At 66.7% G+C, this 24,577-nt stretch carries 27 protein-coding genes; 14 read left to right on the plus strand and 13 right to left on the minus strand.

Annotated elements, in window-relative coordinates; translation table 11 throughout:
• Positions 1–177 precede the first annotated feature (177 nt).
• The 4 genes from AGI3411_RS08660 (at position 178) to AGI3411_RS08675 (ending at position 2,903) form a co-directional block, all read left to right on the plus strand.
• Positions 178–1,176 (plus strand): AraC family transcriptional regulator, encoded by a 999-nt coding sequence (locus AGI3411_RS08660; RefSeq protein ID WP_129526959.1) that lies wholly within the window; start codon positions 178–180, stop codon positions 1,174–1,176.
• A gap of 71 nt (positions 1,177–1,247) precedes the next feature.
• Positions 1,248–1,685, plus strand: coding sequence for an acetyltransferase (locus AGI3411_RS08665; RefSeq protein ID WP_129526960.1), 438 nt, complete (start codon positions 1,248–1,250; stop codon positions 1,683–1,685).
• Positions 1,686–1,839: 154 nt separating this feature from the next.
• A complete protein-coding gene (locus tag AGI3411_RS08670) occupies positions 1,840–2,466 on the plus strand; it encodes an HAD family hydrolase (RefSeq protein WP_129526961.1) in 627 nt (208 codons plus the stop codon).
• A gap of 86 nt (positions 2,467–2,552) precedes the next feature.
• The gene (locus tag AGI3411_RS08675) at positions 2,553–2,903 is read left to right on the plus strand and encodes a DUF1294 domain-containing protein (protein ID WP_244240292.1); all 351 of its coding nucleotides are present in this window, start codon (positions 2,553–2,555) and stop codon (positions 2,901–2,903) included.
• A 100-nt stretch (positions 2,904–3,003) separates the two neighbouring features.
• On the opposite strand, the gene AGI3411_RS08680 is transcribed toward AGI3411_RS08675, so the two are convergent.
• Both AGI3411_RS08680 and AGI3411_RS08685 read right to left on the minus strand, forming a co-directional pair.
• Entirely contained in the window at positions 3,004–3,402 is a 399-nt protein-coding gene (locus AGI3411_RS08680) for a cupin domain-containing protein (RefSeq protein WP_129526962.1), read from the minus strand.
• A gap of 76 nt (positions 3,403–3,478) precedes the next feature.
• Entirely contained in the window at positions 3,479–4,312 is an 834-nt protein-coding gene (locus AGI3411_RS08685) for an AraC family transcriptional regulator (RefSeq protein WP_129526963.1), read from the minus strand.
• Positions 4,313–4,435: 123 nt separating this feature from the next.
• On the opposite strand from AGI3411_RS08685, the gene AGI3411_RS08690 reads away from it, so the two are divergent.
• The gene (locus AGI3411_RS08690; RefSeq protein ID WP_165359110.1) at positions 4,436–4,921 is read left to right on the plus strand and encodes a hypothetical protein; all 486 of its coding nucleotides are present in this window, start codon (positions 4,436–4,438) and stop codon (positions 4,919–4,921) included.
• Between the two features lie 44 nt (positions 4,922–4,965).
• On the opposite strand, the gene AGI3411_RS08695 is transcribed toward AGI3411_RS08690, so the two are convergent.
• Positions 4,966–6,096, minus strand: coding sequence for an FUSC family protein (locus AGI3411_RS08695; protein WP_129526965.1), 1,131 nt, complete (start codon positions 6,094–6,096; stop codon positions 4,966–4,968).
• 247 nt (positions 6,097–6,343) lie between these two features.
• Between AGI3411_RS08695 and AGI3411_RS08700 the strand changes: the two genes are divergently transcribed.
• Positions 6,344–7,360, plus strand: a complete 1,017-nt coding sequence (locus AGI3411_RS08700; protein WP_129526966.1) for an amino acid ABC transporter substrate-binding protein — start codon at positions 6,344–6,346, stop codon at positions 7,358–7,360.
• A 197-nt stretch (positions 7,361–7,557) separates the two neighbouring features.
• Complete coding sequence (locus AGI3411_RS08705; protein WP_129526967.1) at positions 7,558–7,839, plus strand: peptidylprolyl isomerase; 282 nt, start codon at positions 7,558–7,560, stop codon at positions 7,837–7,839.
• Between the two features lie 86 nt (positions 7,840–7,925).
• Here the strand turns inward: AGI3411_RS08705 and AGI3411_RS08710 are convergent, their stop codons facing one another.
• The 4 genes from AGI3411_RS08710 to AGI3411_RS08725 all read right to left on the minus strand — a co-directional run bounded on the left by AGI3411_RS08710 (position 7,926) and on the right by AGI3411_RS08725 (position 12,229).
• Positions 7,926–8,666: an ATP-binding cassette domain-containing protein gene (locus tag AGI3411_RS08710; RefSeq protein ID WP_129526968.1), complete on the minus strand. Its 741-nt coding sequence runs from the start codon at positions 8,664–8,666 to the stop codon at positions 7,926–7,928.
• 12 nt (positions 8,667–8,678) lie between these two features.
• On the minus strand, positions 8,679–9,641 hold the full coding sequence (locus AGI3411_RS08715) for a sugar ABC transporter substrate-binding protein (RefSeq protein WP_129526969.1): 963 nt from the start codon (positions 9,639–9,641) through the stop codon (positions 8,679–8,681).
• Between the two features lie 18 nt (positions 9,642–9,659).
• Positions 9,660–10,601, minus strand: a complete 942-nt coding sequence (locus AGI3411_RS08720; protein WP_129526970.1) for an ABC transporter permease — start codon at positions 10,599–10,601, stop codon at positions 9,660–9,662.
• 128 nt (positions 10,602–10,729) lie between these two features.
• On the minus strand, positions 10,730–12,229 hold the full coding sequence (locus AGI3411_RS08725; protein ID WP_129526971.1) for a xylulokinase: 1,500 nt from the start codon (positions 12,227–12,229) through the stop codon (positions 10,730–10,732).
• Between the two features lie 351 nt (positions 12,230–12,580).
• Here AGI3411_RS08725 and kce point away from each other — a divergent pair, with 351 nt between their 5' ends.
• The 3 genes from kce to AGI3411_RS08740 are packed head-to-tail and all read left to right on the plus strand — an operon-like array spanning position 12,581 to position 15,591.
• A complete protein-coding gene (gene kce / locus AGI3411_RS08730; protein ID WP_129526972.1) occupies positions 12,581–13,516 on the plus strand; it encodes a 3,5-dioxohexanoate:acetyl-CoA acetone transferase in 936 nt (311 codons plus the stop codon).
• Positions 13,517–13,547: 31 nt separating this feature from the next.
• On the plus strand, positions 13,548–14,747 hold the full coding sequence (locus AGI3411_RS08735; RefSeq protein WP_129526973.1) for an ABC transporter substrate-binding protein: 1,200 nt from the start codon (positions 13,548–13,550) through the stop codon (positions 14,745–14,747).
• A 25-nt stretch (positions 14,748–14,772) separates the two neighbouring features.
• On the plus strand, positions 14,773–15,591 hold the full coding sequence (locus AGI3411_RS08740; protein WP_129526974.1) for an SDR family oxidoreductase: 819 nt from the start codon (positions 14,773–14,775) through the stop codon (positions 15,589–15,591).
• A 13-nt stretch (positions 15,592–15,604) separates the two neighbouring features.
• On the opposite strand, the gene AGI3411_RS08745 is transcribed toward AGI3411_RS08740, so the two are convergent.
• Together AGI3411_RS08745 and AGI3411_RS08750 are read right to left on the minus strand one after the other, a co-directional pair.
• On the minus strand, positions 15,605–16,534 hold the full coding sequence (locus tag AGI3411_RS08745; protein WP_129526975.1) for a LysR family transcriptional regulator: 930 nt from the start codon (positions 16,532–16,534) through the stop codon (positions 15,605–15,607).
• A gap of 4 nt (positions 16,535–16,538) precedes the next feature.
• Entirely contained in the window at positions 16,539–18,023 is a 1,485-nt protein-coding gene (locus AGI3411_RS08750; RefSeq protein ID WP_129526976.1) for a DUF1254 domain-containing protein, read from the minus strand.
• 138 nt (positions 18,024–18,161) lie between these two features.
• On the opposite strand from AGI3411_RS08750, the gene AGI3411_RS08755 reads away from it, so the two are divergent.
• Positions 18,162–18,758: a hypothetical protein gene (locus AGI3411_RS08755; protein WP_129526977.1), complete on the plus strand. Its 597-nt coding sequence runs from the start codon at positions 18,162–18,164 to the stop codon at positions 18,756–18,758.
• 37 nt (positions 18,759–18,795) lie between these two features.
• Here AGI3411_RS08755 and AGI3411_RS08760 read toward each other — a convergent pair whose 3' ends face one another.
• Positions 18,796–19,344 carry an ureidoglycolate lyase gene (locus AGI3411_RS08760; RefSeq protein WP_129526978.1) on the minus strand — a complete coding sequence of 183 codons (549 nt, stop codon included), beginning with the start codon at positions 19,342–19,344 and terminating at the stop codon, positions 18,796–18,798.
• Positions 19,341–19,580, minus strand: a complete 240-nt coding sequence (locus AGI3411_RS08765) for an Arm DNA-binding domain-containing protein (RefSeq protein ID WP_129526979.1) — start codon at positions 19,578–19,580, stop codon at positions 19,341–19,343. The genes AGI3411_RS08760 and AGI3411_RS08765 overlap by 4 nt, the downstream gene beginning before the upstream one ends.
• Before the next feature lie 80 nt (positions 19,581–19,660).
• Between AGI3411_RS08765 and AGI3411_RS08770 the strand changes: the two genes are divergently transcribed.
• Positions 19,661–20,041 carry a cupin domain-containing protein gene (locus AGI3411_RS08770; RefSeq protein WP_129526980.1) on the plus strand — a complete coding sequence of 127 codons (381 nt, stop codon included), beginning with the start codon at positions 19,661–19,663 and terminating at the stop codon, positions 20,039–20,041.
• Positions 20,042–20,076: 35 nt separating this feature from the next.
• Here AGI3411_RS08770 and AGI3411_RS08775 read toward each other — a convergent pair whose 3' ends face one another.
• Both AGI3411_RS08775 and AGI3411_RS08780 read right to left on the minus strand, forming a co-directional pair.
• Positions 20,077–21,318 (minus strand): MFS transporter, encoded by a 1,242-nt coding sequence (locus AGI3411_RS08775; RefSeq protein WP_129526981.1) that lies wholly within the window; start codon positions 21,316–21,318, stop codon positions 20,077–20,079.
• 83 nt (positions 21,319–21,401) lie between these two features.
• A complete protein-coding gene (locus AGI3411_RS08780) occupies positions 21,402–22,853 on the minus strand; it encodes a sensor histidine kinase (protein WP_129526982.1) in 1,452 nt (483 codons plus the stop codon).
• A gap of 76 nt (positions 22,854–22,929) precedes the next feature.
• On the opposite strand from AGI3411_RS08780, the gene AGI3411_RS08785 reads away from it, so the two are divergent.
• Complete coding sequence (locus AGI3411_RS08785; RefSeq protein WP_129526983.1) at positions 22,930–23,565, plus strand: response regulator; 636 nt, start codon at positions 22,930–22,932, stop codon at positions 23,563–23,565.
• A 238-nt stretch (positions 23,566–23,803) separates the two neighbouring features.
• A complete protein-coding gene (locus AGI3411_RS08790) occupies positions 23,804–24,406 on the plus strand; it encodes an RNA polymerase sigma factor (RefSeq protein WP_244240293.1) in 603 nt (200 codons plus the stop codon).
• Positions 24,407–24,577: the final 171 nt, after the last annotated feature.

The following is a 24,577-nucleotide window of genomic DNA, read 5'->3' on the forward strand; positions in this document are numbered from 1 at the left end:
CAGTACAGACAATTGCGACGCCCGGGATTCGGCGGGCATGCGCAGCGCGTTATGGTCGTTTCCGTCCGCCGGAGCGTCTATCGGTTTCACGCCGCCGGCTATCGGAAAAGCGCACTTTTTTGGCACGGCGCGAAGAATGCCCAGTAATATGTGGAGCCCCCGCAGACGTGAACTCAGATGACTGCCGCCCTGTTTGCCCAAGTGCCGTTCGAGCAGTATCGGATCGTGAATACCGCCGACCTCGACGAAGCCCGGCAGCAGATAGGCCAGGTGCTCAATTCGTACCGGCTGCACGTTATTCGCGGGCGGATCGTCCACAGCCGGCTGGAGCTCGTTCCCTGCGGGCGCCTGGCGCTGCTCAAGCTCAGGCATGGATATGGGGCGGACATCGGCATCGACCCCGACTGCGACGGCCTGGACGGCTATTACCTGCTGGTGCTGCCCACCCAAGGGCATGCGGAGTTTCATTTCGATGGGCATCGCATCGAGGTGTCGCCGGACAAGGCGTTTCTCCTCAGCCCCGACAGGCCGTTTCATTTCACGGCCAGCCACGACTACGAACAGGTCCTGCTGCGCCTGGACAGAACGGCCATCGCCGATGCCTGGCACCGCCTGACGATGCAGGAGCAGGCGCCCGATATCTGCTTCGATGCGGTCATTCCCTTGCATACGCCGGGCTGGCAAGCGCTGCTGCCCATGCTGCAGTGGGTGGTGCGGTGCTCCGGCCTGGACCTGGACGCGAACGTCTCGCAGGCAGCCCTGCTGGCCCAGACCGAGATGCTGGTCGCCACCACACTGTTGCTGCACCAGCCGCACAGCATGGCGGCGCACCTGTGGCCGGCGCCGCCGCCTTCCGCGCCCCAGGCCATCCGCCGCGCGCAGGGCTACATGCTCGAGCACCTGGGCGAACGCCTGCCGGTGGCCATGGTCGCCAGCCATTGCGGCCTGTCAGTCAGGCGCTTGCAGGCATTGTTCCAGGACGAGTGCGGGCAATCGCCGTTGCAGTGGTTGCGCATGCAGCGCCTCCAGGCGGTCCGGCAAGCCTTGGCGCAGGACGGAAATGCGGACAAGGTCAGCGAGATCGCGGCGCGCTTCGGTTTCGCCCATCTGAGCGATTTTTCGCGGGCCTACCGCCGGGCTTTCGGCGAAACCCCGCGGCAGACGCGCCGCATGTGAATTTCAGTGGCAACGGCACCGCGCCCGCGCGGCCCCGCGAAGCCAGATTCCAACAGATGTATGATTCGCCGATGATAAAAATCAGACCTTCCCTTCCTGGCGAAGGCGCGCGCGCCGTTGAAATCTGGCGAGCCGCGGTTGACGCCACCCATGACTTCCTGACGCCGCAAGACCGACTGGCCATCGATGAGATGGTGTGCGGCTTCCTGCCCCAGGTGCCGCTCTGGCTAGCCGTGGATGACAAAGACTATCCCATGGCCTTCATGCTCATCGACAACGGCCACATGCAGGCGCTGTTCGTCGATCCCGCCGGCCGCGGCACCGGAATCGGCGCAGCGCTGGTTCGTCATGGCCTTGCGCTGCACCCCAGGATGACTACCGACGTCAACGAGCAGAATGCCCAGGCCATCGGTTTCTATGAAAAGATGGGCTTCAAGCGCACGGGACGCTCGCCGCTGGACGACCAAGGCAGGCCCTATCCGCTGATCCATCTCGAATACCAGGGCTAGTCCACGCAATTCCAGCCACCACCGGGTGGCTTGTCCCTATCATCGGCCCAAGGTGGCCGGTCTCCGCATGCCTGCCGTTAGAATCCGATCACGATGCAGCCGGTTCCCATCCTCGAACAGGCCGCAGCGCGTTTCTGACACAGCAGGAGGCCCAATGGCGATCAAGGCCGTGGCGTTTGACGTATTCGGGACATTGGTCCGCATCGAGCGGCCGACCCGCCCATTCCGGAAGCTGGTCCGTCTGCTGGGCCAGGCAGGCCGCCCGCGGCAAAGCGACGATGGCGCGCGGGCGATGAGCAGCGCCCTCGATCTCAGGCAGGCAGCCCATCTGTTCGGGGGCATGGTCAGCGAGGACGAGCTGCGCGCGCTGGAAGCGGACCTGCGCGATGAAATACAGTCCATCACGCTCTTCGAGGATGCCACACCCACCTTGACCGCCCTGAAGGACAAAGGCATCAAGGTCGCGCTCTGCTCCAACCTGGCCGCGCCCTACGGTCCGCCCGTGCTGACGCTGCTGCCCGTGCAGCCGGAATTCTGCGCGTGGTCGTATGAGGCCGGCGCGGTGAAACCGCAGCCGGCGATCTACCAATACCTGTGCGATGGCCTTGCCTGCCAGCCCCATGAGGTTCTTATGGTTGGCGACACGCCGGACGCCGACATGGCCGGTCCGCGGGAGTTCGGCATGCATGGCTATCACCTCGACCGGCGCGCAGCGCAGGCGCAGGGCAACGGATCGCTGCAATCGCTGGGCGAGGTCCTGCGCCTTGTCGATCGGCTTTGAACAGGCTTCAAGCGGTGAGGAAAGCGCCGTCGCGAAGCGCAGCAACGGGGCGCGCGGGGCGACGGCATCGCTGGCTGATCTGGCTGGTGCCCGCGTTCATCGCCCTATATGCGTTGACGGCCGTGCTGTGGCGGGTGCCGATCGCCGTGGGACTGGGCTATCTGGCGCTAAGCGTGCTGACCTTTGCGGTCTACGCCGCCGACAAGGCCGCGGCCCGGGCCGATCGGTGGCGGATATCCGAAAGAACCCTGCATTTCCTCGCGCTGGCCGGAGGCTGGCCCGGCGCCTTGATCGCCCAGGAATGGCTGAGGCACAAGTCCGTCAAGCCGGTTTTCCGGGCGGTGTTCTGGGCCACGGTTACCGCGAACGTGACGGCGTTCCTGATACTGGGTTCGCCTTACGGCAGGCCGCTACTGGCGGCGCTGCTGCCGGGCTGAAGCGCCAGGCGGCGTTTGCGCTACCCTCCGCGTTTCGGCGCGGCGTCCTCATCCAGCGAATCGAAGGCCGCCTGACGGAAGGGCTTTCGCCTCCCTTTCTTCAGATCCACACATCGTTCGGGGCCGTCCGCTCGCCGCCCTGGTCGCCGGTATTGACGACGCCTCGCGGCTCGATCAGCAGCATCTGCACTTCCTGCGCCGCGTAGGGCTTGTGTTCCACGCCCTTGGGCACGACGTACATCTCGCCGGGATTGACCAGCACATGGCCGTCATGGAAATCGATGCGCAGCTGGCCATGCAGCACGATGAAGGTTTCGTCGGTATCGGCATGCGAGTGCATGACGAAATCGCCCGCAATCCTGACGAGCTTGAACTGGTAATCGTTCATCTCGGCGACGACGCGCGGCTGCCAGTGGTCGGCGATCAGGGATAGCTTCTGCCCGAAGTTGATCGGGTGCGGGGCGCGTTGCGCGGAGACAGCGGATTGATGGGTCGGCATGATCGGTTCCTTGTGCGGGGCGGACGCATATAGTGTCCCGCGATCCGCCCGCAAGGTCTTGTACGATCGTGCAACTTCAACCGGCGTCCGGCCCGCCCTTCAGGGCGCGCAGCCAGCGCCCTGGAGAATGTCCGTAGGCCCGGCGGAAATGCCGGGTCATGTGGCTTTGGTCGGTGAAGCCGGCCCATGCCGCGGCCAGCGCCAGGGGCTGGCCCGCCGCGGCCAGCCGGCGCACCCGCTCCAGCCGCCGCATCGTCAGGTAGCGGTAAGGGCTGGTTCCATACAGCACGCGGAAATCGCGCGACAGGCGCCAGCGATCGCGCCCGCTGGCCTGCTCCAGCTCGCTGAGCGTGACGGGATGCTCCAGCCGGTCCAGCAGGCAGGCCCGAGCCAGCTCCGCCGCACGGTAGTCCACGGCCTGCCGCCCGCGCCGAACACCGGCCGCGGCGGCCAGCGCATGCGCAAGCTCGTAGATTGCGTCGTCTTCCTCCAGCGGGTCCGGGCTGTCCAGGGACCGCAGCAAGGCGTCGGAGGCGACGTAGAGGCGCGGGTCCGCCGACAGGCCGCCCGGGATGAAGGGCAGCGGCTTGCCGCCCAGGACACGCTGGATGAGCGCGGGTTCGATGTAGGCCATGCGGTAGCGGAAGCCCGCGTCCGTTCCCGCATGGCCGTCATGGGGCTCGTCGGGATGCAGCACGATCGTGCCGCCGGGCAGGCTGTGCGCCATGCCGCTGCGGTAGTGGAAGCTCTGCACGCCCGCCAGGGTGCGGCCGATGCCATAGGTATCGTGCCGGTGCATATCGTAGCCATGCCCGCCGAAGTAGGCCTCGATGCGCTCTACGTTGCGGGCGGATGAGGCGCGCTGCACCCAGTCGTGCTTGCCGGGCAATTCGATATCGGACTTTTCCATACCGCCGGGATAAAGTGTGAGACTACAATTTTTCTCGAAAATTCTAGCCTGATATTTTCCTCAAAGAATATTGACCACCTCTACAAGGACGCGATGATGCGAAACGATCGCAGCACTATCACCATGTATCCGCTTGTCTGGCATTGGGCAGGAAGAGCGCTGATATATCTGATACTCCTCCTGGTGCCTGCTTTCGCAATTCAATGGCTGGTCGAACAACTGCCCAAGAATGCCCAGTCGACGACCGCGATAGTGGCAAACGTCGTCGCCCTGCCGCTGATCTATATGGCGATCTATCTTGGCCTTCGCAAAATCGGCGCTCGCTCCCAGAAGTTCATTTACTTCGTCATCCTGCTCTTCATCGCACTGGGCTATGCAGAAGGAAAAAGAGCCTTCACCACTGGCCAGTTCCAGAGCTGGGCGGGTTTAGTGATGTCGATTTTCTATGTCGGCGCATTTTCGTGGATCGCCTTTCGCGGGGCAAAAGCAAACCGGAACGACACCATCGCCGCCTATGACGCTGCGCGAGAGGAACAAATTTCAATCCAGGCTGAAGCCATACTGCGAGCCCAACAACTGCAACAGCAACGGACGGCCAGAGGGAAATAAGCGTGTGAGGCTACGATTTCGTTCGAAAATCGTAGCCTCACGCGTTAATTCACGCGCCTGGGCAACACGGCCCGCATCCAGCGCGAAAGCAGGGGCCGGATGCGCTGGTTGTGCAATAGCACCGCGCCCAGGGCGCCGATGAACGCGCCGGTGACCGTATCCAGGAATCGCGCTTCGATGACGACCGCGGGGTAGCCCTGCCCCAGGTGCGGGGCTTCGGCGAGGAAGATCGTCAGAGGCGTGATCAGCACCACCGCGCTGGCATAGTGCCGCACGACCAGTGTTTCGATCCCGAACGACAGCGCCATCATCACGAGGCTCAGGGTCCAGACGTTCAGCGGCAGGCTGAGCAAGGCCCACGCCACGACCAGGCCCACGGCCGTGCCCAGGATGCGGTGCATCTGGCGGCTCCAGGCCGCCCGCAGGCTCGCGCCCTGGATGATCGCCAGGCAGCTGACGGGCACCCAGTAGGGGCGCTGCAATTGCAGCAGTTCGGCCACCAGCAGGGAAACGCCCACGAACAGGCCGATGATCACGGAGTCGTAGACGACGAAATCGAAGGTAGGCCTGGGCAGCTGGGTTTCCGGCGGAGGCGGCGCCACCCGGGTCATATGCAGCGAATACGCAAAAGCGACCAGGCAGGCCACCAGGGCGCCCAATGCCACCATGCCCACGCGCAGCGGAACATCCTCCACGCGGCCCGGCGTGTAGGCTGCGATCGCCGTCGCCATGATGAAGAACAGGCTGCCTGGCGGGCCCAGCCGGTAGCATCGACAGATCATGTTCACCACCATGGCGATCAGGGTGAGCGCGGCGATCATCACGGCCGGCCAGAACTGCGTCAGCGCGCCCACGGCATAGCACGCGACCATGCCGAAGGAGGCCGCCAGCAGCATCATCATCCGATGCTGCAGCGAAGAATTGGGCAGGCTCAGGAACACCATGCCGCCCAGACTGGACATTAGCCCGTAGTCCATGCGCCCGAAATAGGCCCCCACCATCAGGGGCAGGCCGGACGACAGCGCCGCGGCCAGAGGCATTTCCCAGGGCCGGTCGCTGGAATTGACCCGGATCAGGTCGCGCCATACGGCCAGCAGCCGCGCTTTGGCCGAGGCGAAGGAATACCACGGCTCGTGGCCGCGCCCACCGATTTTCGGGTCATCGTTTCTGTTCATGATTCAACCTTGCCGGCAATCCCGCTGCTTGCCCGCCCTCTCGCCTGCTGGGGCGGGAGCTGGCCCAGTATGGGCGATCCGTCCGCCGCGGGCAATCTCGCCCCCTTGCGCCGGGTAAATTCCGATGGGCGAATTTAACGGGAATTCCCTGATATTCCCACCCAGGGCCGATGGCTACCATTCCGCGCACCTACGCCCACCGGCGGACGGAAATAACTCAGTATTGCGCCGACCGCGCGGAGACATCATGAAAGCACTCAAACTGGCTGCGGCAGGCACCGCCTTGTTCATCTCGTCGTGGGCCGCCCAGGCGGGCGTGACGTTCGACAACATCAAGAGCAAGGGCTTTGTCCAGTGCGGCGTGTCCACCGGCGTTGCCGGGTTCTCCGTGAACGACAGCAAGGGCGGCTGGACCGGCCTGGACGTGGAGCTGTGCCGCGCGCTGGCCGTCGCCATGTTCGGCGACGCCTCCAAGAGCAAGATCATGGCGATCAGCGCCCTGCAACGCTTCACTGCCCTGCAATCCGGCGAAGTCGACGTGCTGCCGCGCAATACGACGCTGACGCTGACTCGCGACACGACGCTCGGCCTGATCGGCGTGGGCGTGAACTATTACGACAGCCAGGGCATCATGGTGAACAAGTCCCTGAACGTGAAAAGCGCCAAGGAATTGGAGGGCGCCACGATTTGCGTGCAGCCCGGCACCACCACCGAACTGAACCTCGCGGACTGGTTCCGCTCGAACAACATTTCGTTCAAGCCCGTCGTCGTCGACCGCATGGACGAAATCATCCGCGCGTTCGCGGTCGGACGCTGCGACGCCTTCACCGGCGACAAGTCGCAACTGGCCGCCGCCCGCAGCGGCCTGGAAAATCCGGAAAAGTACGACATCCTGCCGGAAGACTTCTCCAAGGAGCCGCTGGGCCCGATGGTGCGCCAGGGCGACGAACAATGGTTCAACGTGGTCCGCTGGACGGTGAACGTCATGCTGGAAGCCGAGGAATACGGCATTACGTCCAAGAACGTCGATGAAATGTTGAAGAGCACCAACCCCAATATCCAGCGCATCCTGGGCGTGACGCCGGGCATGGGCAAGAACCTGGGCCTGGATGACAAGTGGGCATACAACATCATCAAGACCATCGGCAACTACGGCGAGAGCTTTGAACGCAACCTGGGCCCCAGCAGCCCGCTGAAGCTGTCGCGCGGCCTGAACGCCTCTTACCGCGACGGCGGCCTGATGTACGGCTGGCCGGTGCGGTAAGCGAGCGGCGCGCGCAACGGCCCAAGTGGCCGATTGACGGGCGGAACACCTAGGAATACCTGTTCCCACTTGTATTGAAGGGATACGTAATAGTCATCAGCGGACTCACGGGCGCAGGTTACCCTAGCGGTCACAGCGCCCGTCCGCTGAATGCGTTACTCTCCCCCTCCCCTTATCAAGTCAGCTAGGAGCCCTACATGGCACAAGCCTCCGCCCGTCACATCCTCGTCTCCACCGAAGCCAAGGCTAACGAACTCAAGACCGCCATCGAAAACGGCGCCGACTTCGCCCAGCTGGCCAAGGAAAACTCCAGCTGCCCGTCCAGCCGCGACGGCGGCAACCTGGGCACGTTCGGCCCGGGCCAGATGGTCAAGGAATTCGACACCGTGGTGTTCAGCGCCCCGGTCGGCGTGGTCCAGGGCCCGGTGAAGACCCAGTTCGGTTACCACCTGGTCGAAGTGACCAACCGCCAGGACTAAACCTCCTCGCGATACGCAAAAAAAGGCCGCCGCCGGGCATTCCCCGGCGGCGGCCTTTTCATGGCGGAAATGAGGGCCCGGCGGCCTTATTCCTTGCCCGTCATGACCATATGCGCCAACGCGTCGGCATCCAGCCCGGCCACGTCGCGCTCGATCACCTTCACGCCGCTCTTCAGGACCGCCACGCGGTCGGCCAGGGCGACCACGTCCGCCATGTTGTGGCTGATGAGGATGACGGTACGGCCTTCGTCGCGCAACTTGCGCACCAGGTTCAGCACCAGGGCCGTTTCCTTGACGCCGAGCGCGGCGGTGGGTTCGTCCATGATGACGACGCGCGCGTCCCAGCGCAGCGCGCGGGCGATGGCGACGGCCTGGCGCTGCCCGCCGGACATGCGCTCGACGGGGCGCTCCATATCGTCGATGGGCACGGACAGCCGCTGCAGGTAGCCGCGCGCATCCTGCGCCATGCGGCGCTTGTCCAGCAGGCTGAACACCGCCACGCGGCGCACCAGCTCGGCGCCCATGAAGATGTTTTCCCAGATGGACAGGCGCGGCGCCAGCGCCAGGTCCTGGTAGATGGTGGCGATGCCCTGCGCCAGCGCGTCGTGGGGCGAGGCGAACACCACCTTCTTGCCGTTCAGGCTGAGTTCGCCGCCGCTGGGCGCCTGCGCGCCGGAGATGATGCGGATCAGCGTGGACTTGCCCGCGCCGTTGTCGCCGCAGATGGCCATGACCTTGCCTTGCGGCACGTCCAGGTCTATGCCTTTCAGGGCCTCGACGGCGCCATACGATTTCTTGATCTGGCGTAGCGACAACGCGGCGGTCATGGCTGCTGGCTCTTACTTGGCGGGTTGCAGGAATTTCTGGACGTTGCTGGCGTCGACCAATACCGAGTCCATGAAGAGATAAGGGCCGGCAACGACGGTTTCCTTGGGCTCCTTCTTGACGACGATGCGGTCGATGGAGTCGATGGCCTTGGCGCCCATCTGCTCGAAGGGAATCATCATGGTGGCAGTGACGAGGCTGTCGGGATCGGCGATGCGGCGGTACGTTTCCGGACTGCCGTCGACGGACACCAGCGTGATGTCGCCCTTCTTCATGCCCTGGGCCTGGAGCAGGTCATCGATGACGTAGGCCTGGCCGTCGAACGAGGCCCAGACGCCCGTGAACTGGCCCTGGTGGCGCAGGAACAGGGCTTGCATGCCATTGCGCACGTCGTCGCGCCAGCTCTGCGTGCGAGCCATGCTGAATTTGGCCAGGTCCTTGACGGCGGTATTCTCGGTCAGCACGGCGTCCAGCATCTTGCCGCGGATGCGGGTGCCGGAATTGCCGTCGAAGCGGGCGGAAAGGATGTTGCCCTGGTAGCCCATCTTGCCGAGCAGGTACAGCACCGACTGCGCGCCCGTGGCGTATTCGTTGACTTCGACATCGAACAGCATGTGGGGGCTGGCGCCGGACATCACGCCCACCACGGGGATGCCCTTCTCCTTGGCGCCCTGGAGTTGGGCGTCGGTCTCTACCGGCTTGCCCATGGCGATGACGATGGCGTCGACCTTCTTGTTGACCAGCGTGTCCAGCTGTTCGGCCAGCTTGGGCAGCGACCCTTCGGCGTTCAGCTGGGTGACGGTCCAGCCCTTCTCGCGGGCGGCGCCGGCAGCGGCATTGGCCACGCGGGCGTGGGTCTCCGAAGACATCTGGAACGCAACGATACCCACGTCGAAGGCATGGGCGGCGGTGCTGGCCGCCAGCGCCTGCGCCGTGAACGCGGCAAGCGCCAGGGTGCGCGTCAAGGATTTACGCATGGTGGTTTCCCCTTTCGGTCAGAATTTGAAGGCCGCTTTCTTCAGCACGGCCGATGACACCGCGACGGACGCGATGATGATGAAGCCCAGCACGATGTCCTGCACGTAGTACGGTGCGCCCATCAACACCAGGCCGTTGCCCAGCACCTTCAGGATCAGCGCCGCGACGAGCGTGCCCGGGATATTGGCGTGGCCGGGATTGAACATGGTCATGCCCAGCAGGACGGCGGCGATCGCATACAGGAAGTAGTCGCCGGCCATGTTGGGCGCGGCGGACGACAAGCTGGACGTGAGCAGCACGGCGGCCAGCCCCGCGCAGACGCCGGACAGGGCCAGGCCGATACTTTTCATGGCGCGAATGTCGATGCCGGCCAGGCGGGCGGACTCGCCGGCTTCGCCGGTGGCTGTCATGCGGGCGCCGGTGCGGGTCCATTTGACGAGGAAGAAGGCGAAGAGCACTGCGCCGAGCATCCACAGCACCAGGGCGGGGATGCCGAAAGGCTTGCCGCGGGCGAGGTCGGTGAACGCCGCGGGCCAGCGGCCCACGTAGGACACGCCGTCGGTCAGCATGAAGGCGAAGCCGCGCGCCATGGCGGCCATGCCCAGCGTGGCGATCAGCGAGGGAACCCGCAGCCGGGTGACGGCGATCCCGTTGACCAGGCCGCAGAGCAGCCCCACGCCAAGCCCCGCGCCGACCGCAAGCAGCACGGGCTGGCCGGTGTGGACCAGCGCGCCGGTCACGACGGCGGCCAGGCTGGCCACGTCGGCCACCGACAGGTCCAGCTCGGCCGTGACCAGCGCAAGGGTGAAGCCCAGCGCGATGATGGCGAGGAAACTGGTTTCCTTGGCGATGTTCAAAAGGTTGTTGGGCGCCGCGAAATTCGGCGCGGCCAATGCGAAGAAACCGACCAGAACCAGTCCCGCTATCGCCGTGCCGTACTTTTCCAGGATGCCGCGCATCGACTCAACCCTTGCTGCGTTTGATTATTGTGCGGATGCCGTCGCCGGCATGCGGATGCACGGGCCCATGGCCCGTGCTGATGGCGTCGTAGTTTATACCCCGGTGCGCCGGGCCGGGGCCGCCCGCACTACATGCTGATGCCGGCAAGCGCCCGCGACACCGGCGCCAGCGCGGCTTCGGCCGCGCGGAACTGCGCATACATGCGGCGATAGGCGCGCGACCGGTCGGCCTGGGGCTCGTAGCGCTGCGCCACGCGCACCAGCCGCTCCTGCGCGGCCGCAAAGCTGTCGTAACGCCCCACTCCCGTCCAGGCGGCCACCGCCGCGCCCAGCACGCCGGGCTGTTCGGCCTGCCCGATGACGAGGGCGCGTTCGCAGATGTCCGCCTTGACCTGGCACCACTGCGCGTTGGACGCCGCCCCACCGCCGAAACGGATTTCTCCGACCGGGCCGCCCAGGGCCGCCTCGGCGCGTTCCAGCACGATGCGGTTCAGGAAGGCCACGCCCTCCAGCACGGCCCAGGCCAGGTCGCCCGGGCCATGGCGCCGGTTCAATCCCAGGAAGGCCCCGCGCAAGTGCGGATCCCAATACGGCACGCGCTCGCCCTGCAGGTAGGGCAGGAACAGCGCCGGCTGCGGATCGCGCGGCGCGTCCAGCAAGGCGTCCATGGCCTCGCCGACGCCGGCCATGCCTTCGTCGCCCAGGCGGCCCAGCAAGGGCAGCAACCAGGCGACCGTGTCTGCGCCGTTCTGGCCCGGCCCGCCGATCTGGTGATGTCCGCCGCCCCAGTCCACCGTCATCAGGCCTTGCGCCTGCACCGGCTCGGCGCCGACCGCGCCGAACACCTCGGTGGTGCCCGAGATGTTGTAGGCGTAGCCCGGCCGCAAGGCGCCCAGGCCCGCTACCGCCGCCCAGGTATCGTTGGCGCAGGCCACGACGGGGCGCCCCGCCAGCCGGGCCAGGGAACCCGGCAGACCGGCCTGCACGGGCCCGACGACGGCCAACGGATCCAGCAGGGGCGGCACCCAGGCCGGATCGGCCCCTACGGCGGTCAGCAGGTCCGGCCCCTCTGCGCACGCGGCAGCGGCGGCGGCCAGCCGGGCCATCGACACCGTGTCGCTGGCGGCGCGGCCGGTCAGGCGGAAATTCAGGTAATCCTTGGGTTCCAGCACCACGCGCACGCGGGCCGCGTGCCGCGGCTCGGCGCGCAGCAACCATGCCACGCGGGCCCAGGGATGGAAGGCGTTGATCTGGCCGTGCTCGGGATGGGACGCCGGCATGGACGCCCGCCACGCGCCCACGTCCCCCGCCGCGCGCGTGTCGCGCCAGGTGATCGCGGGCCGTATGGGCGTGCCCTGGGCATCGAGGAATACCTGCGTGCGCGTCACGCCGCAGATCGCAACGGCCTCGACCGCGCCGAACGCGGCGCCCGCCTGGGAGGCCAGCCTATCGGACAGGGAGCGCAGGCCGGTCCACCACGCATTGGGGTCGATCTCGTCCCAGCCCGGCTGGTCCGAGGCGCCCGCCGGGCTGTCGATGAAGCAGGCATGGGCGATGCCTCCGCTGCCGTCCACCAGCGCGGCGCGGAAACGCGTGCCGCCCAGATCCACTGCCAGTACGTAGCTCATGATGGCGTCCTGGCGCGGAAAATCTGGCCGCACGTGGGCGGCATGGCCCGCAAAGCGCGGGGAGTCGGACGATCAGGCATGTGAGGCGCGTTCCGCGTAATCCGGTCAGGTCGTCGAAACCGCGTTTCGACCTTGGAAAGATTGTATTGCAGCCGTGCCGGGCCGGCGGCGCCGATCGGCCGCGGCCGGCCGTTTCTCGCTGCACCGCAGCACCGGAAACCCTATCAATTGATTATTTCTGTTCAGGTGACAGGAGCCGAAGGCCTGCGACAGAATGAGCCACGCCCGGAGGAGACAACCGGGGCCACGAAAACCCATGAACCGCGTGCGCGGCGCGCACGCCCAAGCCCCATGAAAAAATCCAGGAACAAGGTCATCATCACCTGCGCGATCACCGGCTCGGTCCATACGCCGTCGATGTCGCCCCATCTTCCCGTAACGCCCGACGAGATCGCCCAGTCCGCGCTGGATGCCGCGGCGGCGGGCGCGGCCATCGTGCATCTGCATGCACGCAAGCCCGACACCGGGCAGCCCACGCAGGATCCGGCGCTGTACGCGCAATTCCTGCCGCGCATCAAGCAGGCCTCGGATGTGGTGATCAACATCACGACGGGCGGCTCGCCGGTGCTGCCCCTGGCCGACCGCATGGCGCCAGCCCTGCAGTTCAAGCCCGAAGTGGCGTCCCTGAATATGGGCTCCATGAATTTCGGCATGTACGAGCTGCTGGAACGCTTCAAGGAATTCAAGCACGCCTGGGAACGCCCCTATCTCGAAGGCAGCAGCGACCTGATCTTCAAGAACACGTTCAAGGACATCGAGAACATCCTGACCTCGTGCAGCGACAACGGCACGCGCTTCGAGATCGAGTGCTACGACATCGGCCACCTGTACACGGCGGCGCACTTCGTGGACCGCAAGCTGCTTAAGCCGCCTTTCCTGATCCAGTCGGTATTCGGCATACGCGGCGGGATCGGCACGCACCCCGAAGACGTGATGATGATGAAGCGCACGGCGGACCGGCTGTTCGGAGACGACTATATCTGGTCGGTGCTGGCCGCCGGCCGCAAGCAGACGCCGCTGGCGACGATGGCAGCTACCCTGGGCGGCAACGTGCGCGTGGGGCTGGAGGATTCGCTGTGGGACGGCCCGGGCGAGCTGGCGCGGTCGAACGCCGACCAGGTTCGGCGGATACGGCGGATCCTGGAGGACCTGTCGCTGCAGGTCGCCACGCCCGACGACGCGCGCGAAACGCTGCAACTCAAGGGTCGCGACAACGTCGCGTTCTGACGAAAAACATCATCCAGTGGGGAGACCAAACATGAAAAAGACACTATGCGCGACCGCATTGGCCGCTCTGTTCGGAATCGCGGGGCCCGCGCAGGCCGACGACGGCGTCATCCGGATCGGCTTCATCACTGACATGTCGGGGCTGTCGGCGGACGCGGACGGCCCCGGCGGCGCCGAGGCGATCAAGATGGCCGTGGCGGACCTGGGCGGCGTGGTGGCGGGCAAGAAGGTGGAAGTGCTGGTGGCCGACCACCAGAACCGCGCCGACATCGCTTCTTCGCGCGCGCGGGAATGGCTGGACCAGAAAGGCGTGAACATGCTGATCGCCGGCGCGAACTCCGCGGCCGCGCTCGCAATGGCCAAAGTGGCCGAAGAGAAGAAAACGCCGTTCTTCGTCGTCAGCGCCGGTGCCTCCGAGCTGACCAACGCGCAGTGCACGCCGTATACCGTGCATTACGTTTACGACACGGTGTCGCTCGCCCGGGGCACGGCGCGGGCCATGATGAAGGAAGGCAACAAGGACTGGTATTTCCTGACGGTGGACCATGCATTCGGCCACGCGCTGGAGCGCGACGCGTCGGCGGTGGTGCAGGCTGACGGCGGCAATGTGAAGGGCCGGGTCCGGCACCCGCTGAACGCCGCGGATTTCTCCTCGTTCATCCTGCAGGCGCAGGCTTCGGGCGCGTCGGTACTGGGCCTGGCAAATTCCGCCAGCGATACCAGCAACGCGGTGAAGGCGGCCGCCGAGTTCGGCCTGACGCCGGCGATGAAGATCGCGGGCCTGCTGGTGATCATCACGGACGTCCATGCGCTGGGCTTGCAGGCCGCCCAGGACATGTACCTGACGACGGCCTGGTACTGGGACCAGGACGTACCCTCGCGGCAGTGGGCGGCGCGCTTCGAAGAGCGCATGAAGAAAAAGCCGTCGATGCTGCAGGCCGGGGACTATTCCGCAACGTCGACCTACCTGAAGGCGGTCGCGGCCACCAACAGCACCGACGGCGACACGATCATGAAATGGCTCAAGGCCAATCCGGTGAACGACTTCTTCGCCAAGGACGGCAAGATACGCGCCGACGGCCTGATGGTGCACGACATGTTCCTGATGCAGGTCAAGAAGCCGTCGGAATCCAAGGGGCCTTGGGACTACTACAAGCTGGTGGCCCGCGTGCCGGGCGACCAGATCTACACCTCGCCGCAGGAATCGACCTGCGGCCTGATGAAACCCTGATCCGGCAAGACCAGAAGGAATCGGCATGACAATGAAGAGCCATGTCCTGGGCGAAATTTCCGCGCTGCCCGTGGACCTCTCCGGCAAACGCGTGATCGTGACCGCGGGCGCGGCGGGCATCGGCGCGGCGATCGCCGCCGCCTTCGCCGAACGCGGCGCCCGCGTGCATATCTGCGACGTGGACGAACAAGCCCTGGCGGCCAGCCCGCACCCGCGGTCGCGGGCCGACGTGAGCCGGCGCGAGGAAGTCGACCGCTACATGCAGGAAGCGCTGGCGCACCTGGGCGGCCTGGACGTGCTGGTGAACAACGCCGGAATCGCCGGTCCGACCGCGGGCATCGCCGACATCGCGCCGCAGGAGCTGGACGCGACACTGGACATCAACCTCGCCTCGCAGTTCCATACGGTGCGGCACGCGCTGCCGGCGCTGCGCGCGGCCGGCGGCGGCAGCATCATCAATATCAGCTCGGTGGCGGGCCGCATGGGCGTGCCGATGCGCACCCCCTATGCGGCGACCAAATGGGGCGTGGTGGGGCTAACGCGTTCGCTGGCGGTGGAACTGGGCGGCTACGGCATTCGCGTCAACGCGCTGTTGCCGGGCTTGGTGGCGGGCCCTCGGATCGACCGGGTGATCGAAGCCCGAGCGAAGAACATGGGGCTGACGGTCGAGGAAGAGACGCAGCTCGAGCTGTCCGGCGTCAGCCTGCGGCAGTTCGTGCGCGCCGCGGACATCGCCAATATGGCGCTGTTCCTGGCCAGCCCGTTCGGGGCGATGGTCAGCGGCCAGGCGATCAGCATCGACGGCGATCTGCAGTCCCTGCCCTGGCAGCCGCCGGCTGACTGACCCAGGCCCGGCATCAGCCCAGCAACTCAATGGTTTGCGCGTAGACGCCGCTGCGGCGCTCCTCGGCGGTGGCGCGCAAGGCATCCAGCAGCCGCTCGGCCAGATCCTGGTTCTGCGCCTCGCGGCGGGTGATGAGCAGGAAGTCGAACCACTGCCGGGAAGCCAGCGGCCGCACCACCAGGTCGGGATAGGCGGCCGCGATGTCCCACGCGGACAGCGCGTTCACGAGGCTGATGCCTCGCACGGCCCGGACGGTGCCGGGCACGAGCGACATGTGGGCACGCATGCCGGAACGCAATATGAGCGAATCCGCGATATCGCCCTGCGCGACGACGTAGTCCGACCACAGCGGCTTGACGTAGGTTTCGGGCGGAATATCGCCCACGGCGATCACGTCCCGGCCCGCGAGGGGATGGTCTCGGTGCGCGATGGCCATGACGTCGGCGCGCAGGAACGGCGTGAAGTTCAGGCGCGTGCTGTCACGGCTCACGGCGCCCAGGCCGAAGTCCGCCCGCATGGTCTCGACGGCGCTGATCGCCTGGACGGACGATTCGATGTCGATGGAAAACGGCCGCGTGCCGTTCGCATCCAGATAGCGCCGCACGGCATCGGGCGCGTAGCCCAGCGCCAGCGCGGGCGACGAAGCGATCCGCAGGCCGCGGCCGCCGAACTGTTCGATGCTGTGCAGCGCTTCGTCGATGCGGACCAGTTCGTCCAGCACGAACTTCGCCTCGCTATAGAGGTACTGCCCGGCCTCCGTCGGCCGCAAGGTCTTGTGGGATCGATCGAACAGCTGGACGCCGGTGGCGTTCTCAAGGCGCGAGATCGCGTGGCTGATCGCTGGCTGCGTCAGGTGCATGACCTGCGCGGCCTGCCGGGTCGACCCGGTCATGACCACCGTATAGAAAATACGCAGGTCGTGGATATTGAAATTACGCTTCATGCCGCTATCTTGCCACCCGCTTGATCTCCGGCGGCGCCCACTTGCCATTCAGCATGGCGGGCTTCGGCCAGTAGTACCGCGTTGTCACCATGAACGGGCCACGCGGGGCGGGCAGCCAATTGGATTGCCTGGACTTGCCCGGCGACTCCGGCTGGATGTAGATCGTCACCCCGCCGTCCGCGTCCCGCTTCAGCGACGGCAGCATGGAAGAATTGATCAGGTAGCGCTTGATGGAATTCGGCGCCAGCTGCTGATCGGGCAGCCGGTACATCGTCATGGACCAGAACGCCCTGACGGGCGGCAGGCCGCGCGGAGCGAAACGCAAAATGTACTTGTTCCTGCCGTCCAGCATCTGGCCGTTGGCGTCCTTCTCCAGCACGAGGGACAGGGCCTCTTCGCGGCTGTTGCCGCCCAGGCCGGCCTGCGTGCCGGTGGCGCGCGCCAGGTAGTCGTTCTTCAGCGTGCCGCGGTCGCCGTACAGCGCATCGGTCTTGCCGTCGAGCGCCTCGCGGTTCTTATCGATGTCGTTCTGGCCGTCGTGCATGCCTTCCTGCAAGGCGCGGCGCAACGCGGGGTTGATGTTCTCGGTCTGGAAGGGCTCGCCCGGCCGCAGGCCGATGCTGGCGAAGCGTTCGCGCAGCGACCGCTCGGAAGGATGCCCGGGCGCGAACTGCAGCAGGAACGCCAGCTGGTTGTAGAACTCGAGCGAGCTGCGCAGCTGCGCCGGCGGCTCGGCGGGAATCCAGTCCACCTCGGCCGCCGGCGCGGGCGAGCGCTGCTTGCGGAAGGCGGACAGCGTCTGGATCTTGTAGCGCGACTGGATGCGTTTGACGTTGTTCAGGTCGGTCGCGTTGAAGAGCTGGGTCCGGCCCACCATATTCACCAGCTCGGTTTCCGATCTGAATACCTTGGTGATGCCGGAGGGCGTCTTGCCGTTCCAGCGCGGGCCCGCGATGAGGAACCTGCCGCCGCCGTTGCCGGTGTTGCGGCTGCCGATGTAGGCGAAGTTGTATGTGTACAGATCCATCAGCTGCAGCGCGAAGTAGCGCCGCCTCTCCATCGGAGGCACGGTGATGACGACGGGTTCCGCGCGCAAGTCCAGCACCGCGAACGAGTACGGGGTGTCGGAATTGGGGGTGGCCGCGCCGGTGTCCTCGGGCGTGAAAACGCGCGCGACGCTGTTGACGGTATTGAACGGGCCCTTGTATTGCGGGTTCTTCTTGTCGATGCTGAACGCGTACAGGGTTTGGTAGCTGGCGACCATGGGCGTACCGTACAGATACGCTTCGCGGGCGATGCTGCGCGCCTGTTGCGCCGTGACGCCCTGGATTCCGACCGATTGGGAGCCGCTTGCGGCATCGGGCGAATTGAAGCTGCATCCCGCCAGGCCGCCCGCCAGCAGGGCCGCGGCAGCCAGCCGGACACCCCCCGCGAAACGATGGCGACAAGCCGCAAGGAAAAAGCCGGTGCTGATCTGACGGTCGCGCATTCGAGGCTCCAACACTTGAAGTGGACGGCGCCCGAGCGGCGGCGTCCCGTGCACAGCGTGAATTCCCGGGGGATTCTGTCATATTTCCGGAAGATGTAGAAGAATAGACGCCTCGCATACACGAACGGCAATCAGCCCATGGAAACGCAGCACAGCGGCACAAACGACGCGGGCCTTCCGCAGATGAACGTGCGCGCCTCCTCTTATTTCCTGCTACGGGCCGCGCATCCGTGCGCCGCCTGCGACAGATCCACGACGGTGTTCGCCCTGGCCGTTCCCGCGGGCCACGAGTGCACCGAGGCGGATGCCGTGCTGGACGACGAGGACGCGGACAGCCCCGGGATGACCCCTGGCGCGTTCCACGAATGGCTTTACCGCCCGGTGCAGTGGCAGCGGATTCCGGGGCCTGCGCTGGTCTCGCAGGTCCGGCTGTTGGATCCCCCGGTGGCACAGGCGCTGCAAGCGCTGGCACCCCATTACCGGCCGGATGCCGAACGCGACCGGCAATGGACGAATTTTTGCGAACATTGCGGCAAGGCCATCAGGGAAGGAACGCTATACGCCTCGGCGGGCCAGACGTTCAGCCCGAAGGACGCCCAGGCCGCCGCCGCGATCCAGGTACGCGAACAGCACGCTCCCTTCGAAGCGTTCTGCGCCATGTTCTGGACGGACAGCTACCGCAACAAGTGGCCGCTGTTCGCGCGGATGGGCTACGAATGCAGCGAGGCTGACTGACCGGACGCCACCAGGCGGCGCCGCTGGAATGCGGCCCCTAAGCCGCCTGGACCATGCCTTCCAGCCGCTGCACGGGGATGGACTCGATCGCGCTTTCGCTGGCGGCGGCGTCCGTGCTCAGGTGCTGGATCAGGTCCAGCGTAGTCGAGCGGCGGGTCAGCATCAGGCAGGTGACTTCCGCCCCGGCGACCCGCGTGGCGTGCCAGCACCCCGGCCGCATGCAGACGCCTTGCCCCTGCGGCACCCGGAAGGCCGCCAGGGTGGACAGGTCGGGGCTGCCGTCCGCCGCGCTGCGCGCCACGACCTGGATGATCTCGCCCGTCAGCGGAACGATGGCCTGCTGGGTCAGCAAGTGCTTTTCGAGGCTGGCGATTTCCACGGACTGGCTGCGGTAATTGACCCACAGCAGTTCGGCATCGCCGCCCGCGCCGGTATTGAACAGGTGTTCCTGCCAAAAATCGGTGGCCGGGTTGGAGAACAGCGGCACGCCGTTGCCGTCCGGCATAGGTTTGCCCAGCATCCAGCCGTAGGTCCGGAAGGCCTCGGGCGTCAGGTCATTGATTTCCAGCTGTTCGTTGCTCGTCATGCGGAACCCTGTGATGGCTTGGCCGCGCGGCCGCGCTTCGGAAATTCGGCATCGTAATCGAACTCGCCCCGCGCGATGGCCTCGAGGATGGCGGCCCGCCGTTCGGCGGCGCGCTTGAGATTGGCGGCGGTGGGTTTGGCCCGGATGCGTTCGACGCAATGCCGGCCGTCATGGAAGAAGCCGATCTCGATGGAAGACTCGGACGCGGGCCTGACCCCGTCGAATCCCTGGCTCATCGCCCTCTCCTTTCTTTGCCGATGACCGACATGATATCGCTTTACACTGGCCCGACGCCCCTCACCCAAGGAAGCGCGCCATGCCGACCGATCTGTCATCGCACTATGTCCTGCTGGACGCCTCGGGCGCCAGCGCCACCGTGGAAGGCGGGGATGCATTCTGGTCGCAGCCGCCCGGCGAACTCGACCGGTTCGGACGCGGCTGGCTGCTGTCCGAGTACACATTCGCCTCCGACTGGCCACAATGGGAAATGCACCCCGAGGCCGATGAAGTGGTACGCCTGATGTCGGGCGCAGCCGAACTGCAGCTGGAAGGGCCCGCCGGCATCCAGGCCATCGCGCTGCGGGCCGGCGACGCCTACGTGATACCCAAGGGCGCGTGGCATACGGTCACGGTCCTGGCGCCCTGCCGCATGCTGCACGTCACCATGGGCGCGGGCACGCAGCACCGGCCGCGCTAGGGCCGACTCACACCTACTGGAACCTTGCGCAGGCCCTAGCCCAACGCGCCGGCCGGCCGGATGCGCCGGATCTCGCGGTCGTCGATCGGCCAGTGCAGCGCGGCCGACAGCACGCCCAGCGCCATCGCGCCAAGCCAGATCAGGTCGTAGGACCGCGTCGCCTCGAACACGATGCCGCCCAGCCAGACGCCCAGGAAGGATCCCAGCTGGTGGCCGAAGAACACGAAACCGAACAGGGTCGTGATGTAGCGCACGCCGAACACCTGCGAGATCAGGCCGTTGGTCAGCGGCACCGTGCCCAGCCAGATAAAGCCCATGACGGCCGCGAAAACGTACACGGTCCACGTCGACAGCGGCAACAGCACGAACAGCGCGATGGCCCCCGCGCGGATCAGGTAGATGCCCGCCAGCAGGTACTTGCGGCGGTGGCGCCCGCCCAGCAGGCCGCAAACGTAGGTGCCCATGACGTTGGCCAGGGCGATGATGGCCAGCGCGGCCACCCCGTCGGCCGCGCGCAGGCCCTTGTCCATCAGGTAGGCCGGCAGGTGCGTGCCGATGAAGGCGAGCTGGAAGCCGCAGGCCAGGAAGCCCAGGTTCAGCAGCCAGAATCCGGGCTGGGAGAAGGCCTCGCGGATAGCCGCGGACAGCGGCTGGCCGGCGTCCGGCGCGGCCGCGCCCCGCGGCGGGCTGCCAGGCTCCCTCAGCAGGAACGCCAGGGGCAGCAGCATGGCGCTGGCCACCGCAAACGTCAGCAAGGCCGCGACCCAGCCCCAGCCGCCGATGAGCCATTGCGCGGCCGGCACCAGGGTGAACTGGCCCAGTCCGCCCACCGCCCCCGCCACGCCCAGCGCCCAGCTGCGGCGCTCCGGCGCCACCAGGCGGCTCAGCGCGCCGTAAATCACGGCGAACGCCGTGCCCGACAGCGCAACGCCGATGCATACGCCCGCCGTCCACAGAAACGCCGCGGGCGTCGCGGCATAGGCCATGCCGGCCAGCCCGAGCGCATAGCAGACCAGCCCGCCCACGACGACCTTGGCGGATCCGTACCGGTCCGCAATCATGCCGGTGAAGGGCTGGGCAACGCCCCAAGCGAGATTCTGCACCGCCAGCGCCATGGCGAAGGTTTCGCGGCTCCAGCCCCGCTCCATCGTGATGGGCAGCAGGAACAGGCCCTGTACGTGGCGCACGCCCAGGGCGAGGCCCATGACGACGCCGCCGGCCACGACCAGCAGCCAGAGTTGAGGGGCATCCAGGGAAGACTTGCGTAGGGCGGACATGGCGGACCTCTGCGTAGGACTTCGCCCCCGTTCAGGCGGGCTCCGTGCCTATTACAGGAGGGCCGCGCCTTCGGTTCAACCGATTATTTTTTGTCCGCTGCATGCCCTGCGGGAATGTCAGCGTCCAGGGCGGCCGGCGCCCGGATCGAGAACACGGAGCCGCGCCCCGGCCTGGACCGCAGCGTGGCCTCGTAGCCCAGCAATCCCGACAGGCGGCGCACGATCGCCAGCCCCAGGCCCAGCCCCTGGCCGCTGGGCGGCGCATCCGGCGCTCCGGCCCCGCGCGTGAATTCGGCAAACACCGTCTCTTGCGCCTCGGGCGCAATGCCTGCGCCGGTGTCCCACACCTGGATCAGCGCGCCGCCGCGCCGGGGCCGGGCGCAGAGCAGCACCCGGCCCCTGGGCGTGTAGGACAGCGCATTGCCCAACAGGTTGTCCAAAATGCGGCGCAACAGCGCCGGGTCCGTGTCCAATTCGATGGCGGTGGGCAGCACCGTCAGCCTCAGCCCATGCGCCAGCGCCTGCGGTTCGTAGTCCTGCCGCAGGCTTTCGAACAGGTCGTCCAGGCGCACGCGGTGACGCTCCACGCGCAGCAGGTGCGCGTCCATGCGCGAGACATCCAGCAAGCCGTCCAGCAGGCGGTTCAGGCCCTCCAGCACCGTTTGCTGCCGCCGCGCCACATGCAGCGTGTCCTGCGGGCTGACGTGACCCTGCTCGGCCCGGCTGGCCAGGATATCCGTGAACAGGCCCAGCGCATGGACGGGCTGGCGCAGGTCATGCCCGGCGGCGGCCAGGAAGCGGGTCTTGGCGCGGTCCGCCGCAGCGGCGCGATCGCGTTCGCGCTCCAGGTTGCAGATCAGGGCCACGTTCTCGAAACGCAGCGCTACGGTGGTCTTGAGGCTGCGGTAGGTAATGGCGCTGAAATAGAGGTTGACGCCGAACAGGCACACGGCAAAGGCGGCGTAGACCAGGTGCGTGCCGTCGCCGGCGGCAAGACAGGCCACGGTGAAGGGCGCCAGCATGGCCAGCGCCGAGCCGGCGTAGGCCGGCGGATAGGCCGACAGCGACGGCACGGCGCCGCTGCACATGCCGGCCAGCATGACGCAGCCGAACGCCAGCATCATGCCGTCCTGGGAGAGCACGGCGGCCAGTCCCGCCAGGCCCCACAGGAAGCCCGACAGCCAGGACAGCACGCTGAAGCCGCCGACCCAGCGGCCGATCGCCTCGGGCGGGACCTGCCGGCGCAGAAATCCCCGGTTGACCACCACTCTCAACGCCGTAAGCACATAGATGGCGCCGGCCCACGCCAGCAGCAGCCAGCCCGGCACGCTGGCGCGCATCACGTAGGCGACGGGGATCACCACCGCGAAGTTGGCGAACAGCACGCCATAGGACTGCCGGTAGAGCAGGCCCGCCAGCGCAGCCGCCGTGGAGGCGGCCTCCGTCGCCAGGGACCGGAGCGGCGCCTGACCGGGGCTGGAACGCGGGGAATCGGGGGCCGGAGACGGCGCGGCGGAGGCGGCGGAGGAAGTCATGGGCCTGGCAGGGATGGGTCCCTATAATGACGCATCATTCTGACACAATACGTAGCCGATCCCCCCTCCTGCCCTGATGAGCTTCCCTGTTCCTCGCGCGCCCCTGCGCGTCCTGCTGGCAGACGACCACGGGATCGTGCTCGAAGGCCTGAAGATGGTGCTGACCGGCATGCCGGCCGCCATCGGCGCCATCGACGAGGCCGCGACCGGCGAACAGGCGCTGGCCCTGCTGGCGGCGCACGGCGCGGACCTGCTGGTGCTGGACCTGGGCATGCCCGGCGTCTCGGGGTCGAACTGGGTGCGCGCCCTGCGCGCGAGCTACCCGGCGCTGCGCATCATCGTGCTGACCGCGAATACCGACGAGCGCACGCGCGCGGCGGTGCTGGAAGCCGGCGCGGACGACTACCTGGCGAAGACAGGCAATTCCCAGGCGCTGCTCGCGGCCATCGCGCGGCAGGCCGCCGCGCCAGCCCGCGCCCGCACCCCGCAAGCCGCGTTGCCGGAAGTTCCCGCGGAAACGCTGACGCCGCGCGAGCAACAGGTGCTGGCGCTGGCGGCCCTGGGCGCCACCGCCGCCCAGATCGCGCAAGACCTGCACATCAGTCCCTTCACGGCGCGCAAGCATCGCGAGAACCTGATGCGCAAACTGGCCTTGCACAACACCGCGGAACTGGTCGCCTACGCGATGCGCCTGGGCCTGCCCACGGCCTGAAGCCCGCTCATTCCGGGGCGAAAAAATACGGCATGCGCCGTATTTGCTACCGAATCTTCCAACACTAGACTGGCTCCGCAGCGCCACGCCATCCCTTCCGAAAGGGCCACGGGGGATCGCGGGCCTGCACCGGAATCCCCCTGCCTCCAAGCCTTTCCGCGCGCCGTCGCGTCCGCGGGCCGGGATGGTTTGCGCCCGCGCCTGGCGCCCGCCGCCACCCGCCTCGAGCAACCCGTCCATGAACAGCAGCACCGTCGCCATGCACCCTGCTCCTACCGCCGCTTCCCATCACGCCTCCCCGCCTGCCTCGCCGCGCCGGGCGCCTCCCGACCTCATCGGACAGCTGGTGCGCGAACAGGGCGCCCCGTTGCGGCGCTTTGTCGGCCGGCATATAGGCAACCACACCGAGGCGGACGACATCACGCAACAGGCGTTCGTGGAAATGTCGCTGTCGTATGGGCATTTCCGCGGCGACAGCAAGCTGTCGACCTGGCTGTACGGCATTGCGCTGAACCTGATCCGCAACCACCTGGCCCGCGCGCCGGAACGGCGCTACACCTTCGTGGACGAAAGCCAACTCGAACCCGAAGCCTGCCCGCGCCCGGACCCATTGGCGCAGGCGGAATTGCGGCAGACGATCGGCCTGCTGGACCGCTCCATGGGAGAGATCCCCCAGGACTCGCGCCAGGTGCTGCGGCTGATCTGCGTGGAAGACCTGTCCTATGAAGACGCCGCCGCGCGGCTGGGCGTGCCCATCGGCACGGTGCGCAGCCGCCTTTCGCGCGCCCGCGCCTTGCTGCGGGTGCGCATGCGGGCGCATGGCGTGCGGCTGGACGACTGAATTCGAGATGCCATTTCCGCCGTTTCCTGGAGCATTTTCGGGATAGCGGAGCACCTCGCTAACGCTTCGTTTTCTATAGTTACATTTATCGAGCCATTGCTTGCTACGGGTGGTTACAGTGCTGCCTTCCCTTCATTTCTGGCAGACCTATGACCATGTGGCACGCCCCGC

The organism is Achromobacter agilis (genome assembly GCF_900496965.1).
GTDB lineage: Bacteria > Pseudomonadota > Gammaproteobacteria > Burkholderiales > Burkholderiaceae_B > Achromobacter > Achromobacter agilis.

Excerpts from the sequence above, each read along its gene's own strand:
- AGI3411_RS08660 (WP_129526959.1), top strand. The coding sequence starts at position 178 with ATGACTGCCGCCCTGTTTGCCCAAGTGCCGTTCGAGCAGTATCGGATC.
- AGI3411_RS08665 (WP_129526960.1), top strand. The coding sequence starts at position 1,248 with ATGATAAAAATCAGACCTTCCCTTCCTGGCGAAGGCGCGCGCGCCGTT.
- AGI3411_RS08670 (WP_129526961.1), top strand. The coding sequence starts at position 1,840 with ATGGCGATCAAGGCCGTGGCGTTTGACGTATTCGGGACATTGGTCCGC.
- AGI3411_RS08680 (WP_129526962.1), bottom strand. The coding sequence starts at position 3,402 with ATGCCGACCCATCAATCCGCTGTCTCCGCGCAACGCGCCCCGCACCCG.
- AGI3411_RS08685 (WP_129526963.1), bottom strand. The coding sequence starts at position 4,312 with ATGGAAAAGTCCGATATCGAATTGCCCGGCAAGCACGACTGGGTGCAG.
- AGI3411_RS08690 (WP_165359110.1), top strand. The coding sequence starts at position 4,436 with ATGTATCCGCTTGTCTGGCATTGGGCAGGAAGAGCGCTGATATATCTG.
- AGI3411_RS08695 (WP_129526965.1), bottom strand. The coding sequence starts at position 6,096 with ATGAACAGAAACGATGACCCGAAAATCGGTGGGCGCGGCCACGAGCCG.
- AGI3411_RS08700 (WP_129526966.1), top strand. The coding sequence starts at position 6,344 with ATGAAAGCACTCAAACTGGCTGCGGCAGGCACCGCCTTGTTCATCTCG.
- AGI3411_RS08705 (WP_129526967.1), top strand. The coding sequence starts at position 7,558 with ATGGCACAAGCCTCCGCCCGTCACATCCTCGTCTCCACCGAAGCCAAG.
- AGI3411_RS08710 (WP_129526968.1), bottom strand. The coding sequence starts at position 8,666 with ATGACCGCCGCGTTGTCGCTACGCCAGATCAAGAAATCGTATGGCGCC.
- AGI3411_RS08715 (WP_129526969.1), bottom strand. The coding sequence starts at position 9,641 with ATGCGTAAATCCTTGACGCGCACCCTGGCGCTTGCCGCGTTCACGGCG.
- AGI3411_RS08720 (WP_129526970.1), bottom strand. The coding sequence starts at position 10,601 with ATGCGCGGCATCCTGGAAAAGTACGGCACGGCGATAGCGGGACTGGTT.
- AGI3411_RS08725 (WP_129526971.1), bottom strand. The coding sequence starts at position 12,229 with ATGAGCTACGTACTGGCAGTGGATCTGGGCGGCACGCGTTTCCGCGCC.
- kce (WP_129526972.1), top strand. The coding sequence starts at position 12,581 with ATGAAAAAATCCAGGAACAAGGTCATCATCACCTGCGCGATCACCGGC.
- AGI3411_RS08735 (WP_129526973.1), top strand. The coding sequence starts at position 13,548 with ATGAAAAAGACACTATGCGCGACCGCATTGGCCGCTCTGTTCGGAATC.
- AGI3411_RS08740 (WP_129526974.1), top strand. The coding sequence starts at position 14,773 with ATGACAATGAAGAGCCATGTCCTGGGCGAAATTTCCGCGCTGCCCGTG.
- AGI3411_RS08745 (WP_129526975.1), bottom strand. The coding sequence starts at position 16,534 with ATGAAGCGTAATTTCAATATCCACGACCTGCGTATTTTCTATACGGTG.
- AGI3411_RS08750 (WP_129526976.1), bottom strand. The coding sequence starts at position 18,023 with ATGCGCGACCGTCAGATCAGCACCGGCTTTTTCCTTGCGGCTTGTCGC.
- AGI3411_RS08755 (WP_129526977.1), top strand. The coding sequence starts at position 18,162 with ATGGAAACGCAGCACAGCGGCACAAACGACGCGGGCCTTCCGCAGATG.
- AGI3411_RS08760 (WP_129526978.1), bottom strand. The coding sequence starts at position 19,344 with ATGACGAGCAACGAACAGCTGGAAATCAATGACCTGACGCCCGAGGCC.
- AGI3411_RS08765 (WP_129526979.1), bottom strand. The coding sequence starts at position 19,580 with ATGAGCCAGGGATTCGACGGGGTCAGGCCCGCGTCCGAGTCTTCCATC.
- AGI3411_RS08770 (WP_129526980.1), top strand. The coding sequence starts at position 19,661 with ATGCCGACCGATCTGTCATCGCACTATGTCCTGCTGGACGCCTCGGGC.
- AGI3411_RS08775 (WP_129526981.1), bottom strand. The coding sequence starts at position 21,318 with ATGTCCGCCCTACGCAAGTCTTCCCTGGATGCCCCTCAACTCTGGCTG.
- AGI3411_RS08780 (WP_129526982.1), bottom strand. The coding sequence starts at position 22,853 with ATGACTTCCTCCGCCGCCTCCGCCGCGCCGTCTCCGGCCCCCGATTCC.
- AGI3411_RS08785 (WP_129526983.1), top strand. The coding sequence starts at position 22,930 with ATGAGCTTCCCTGTTCCTCGCGCGCCCCTGCGCGTCCTGCTGGCAGAC.
- AGI3411_RS08790 (WP_244240293.1), top strand. The coding sequence starts at position 23,804 with ATGAACAGCAGCACCGTCGCCATGCACCCTGCTCCTACCGCCGCTTCC.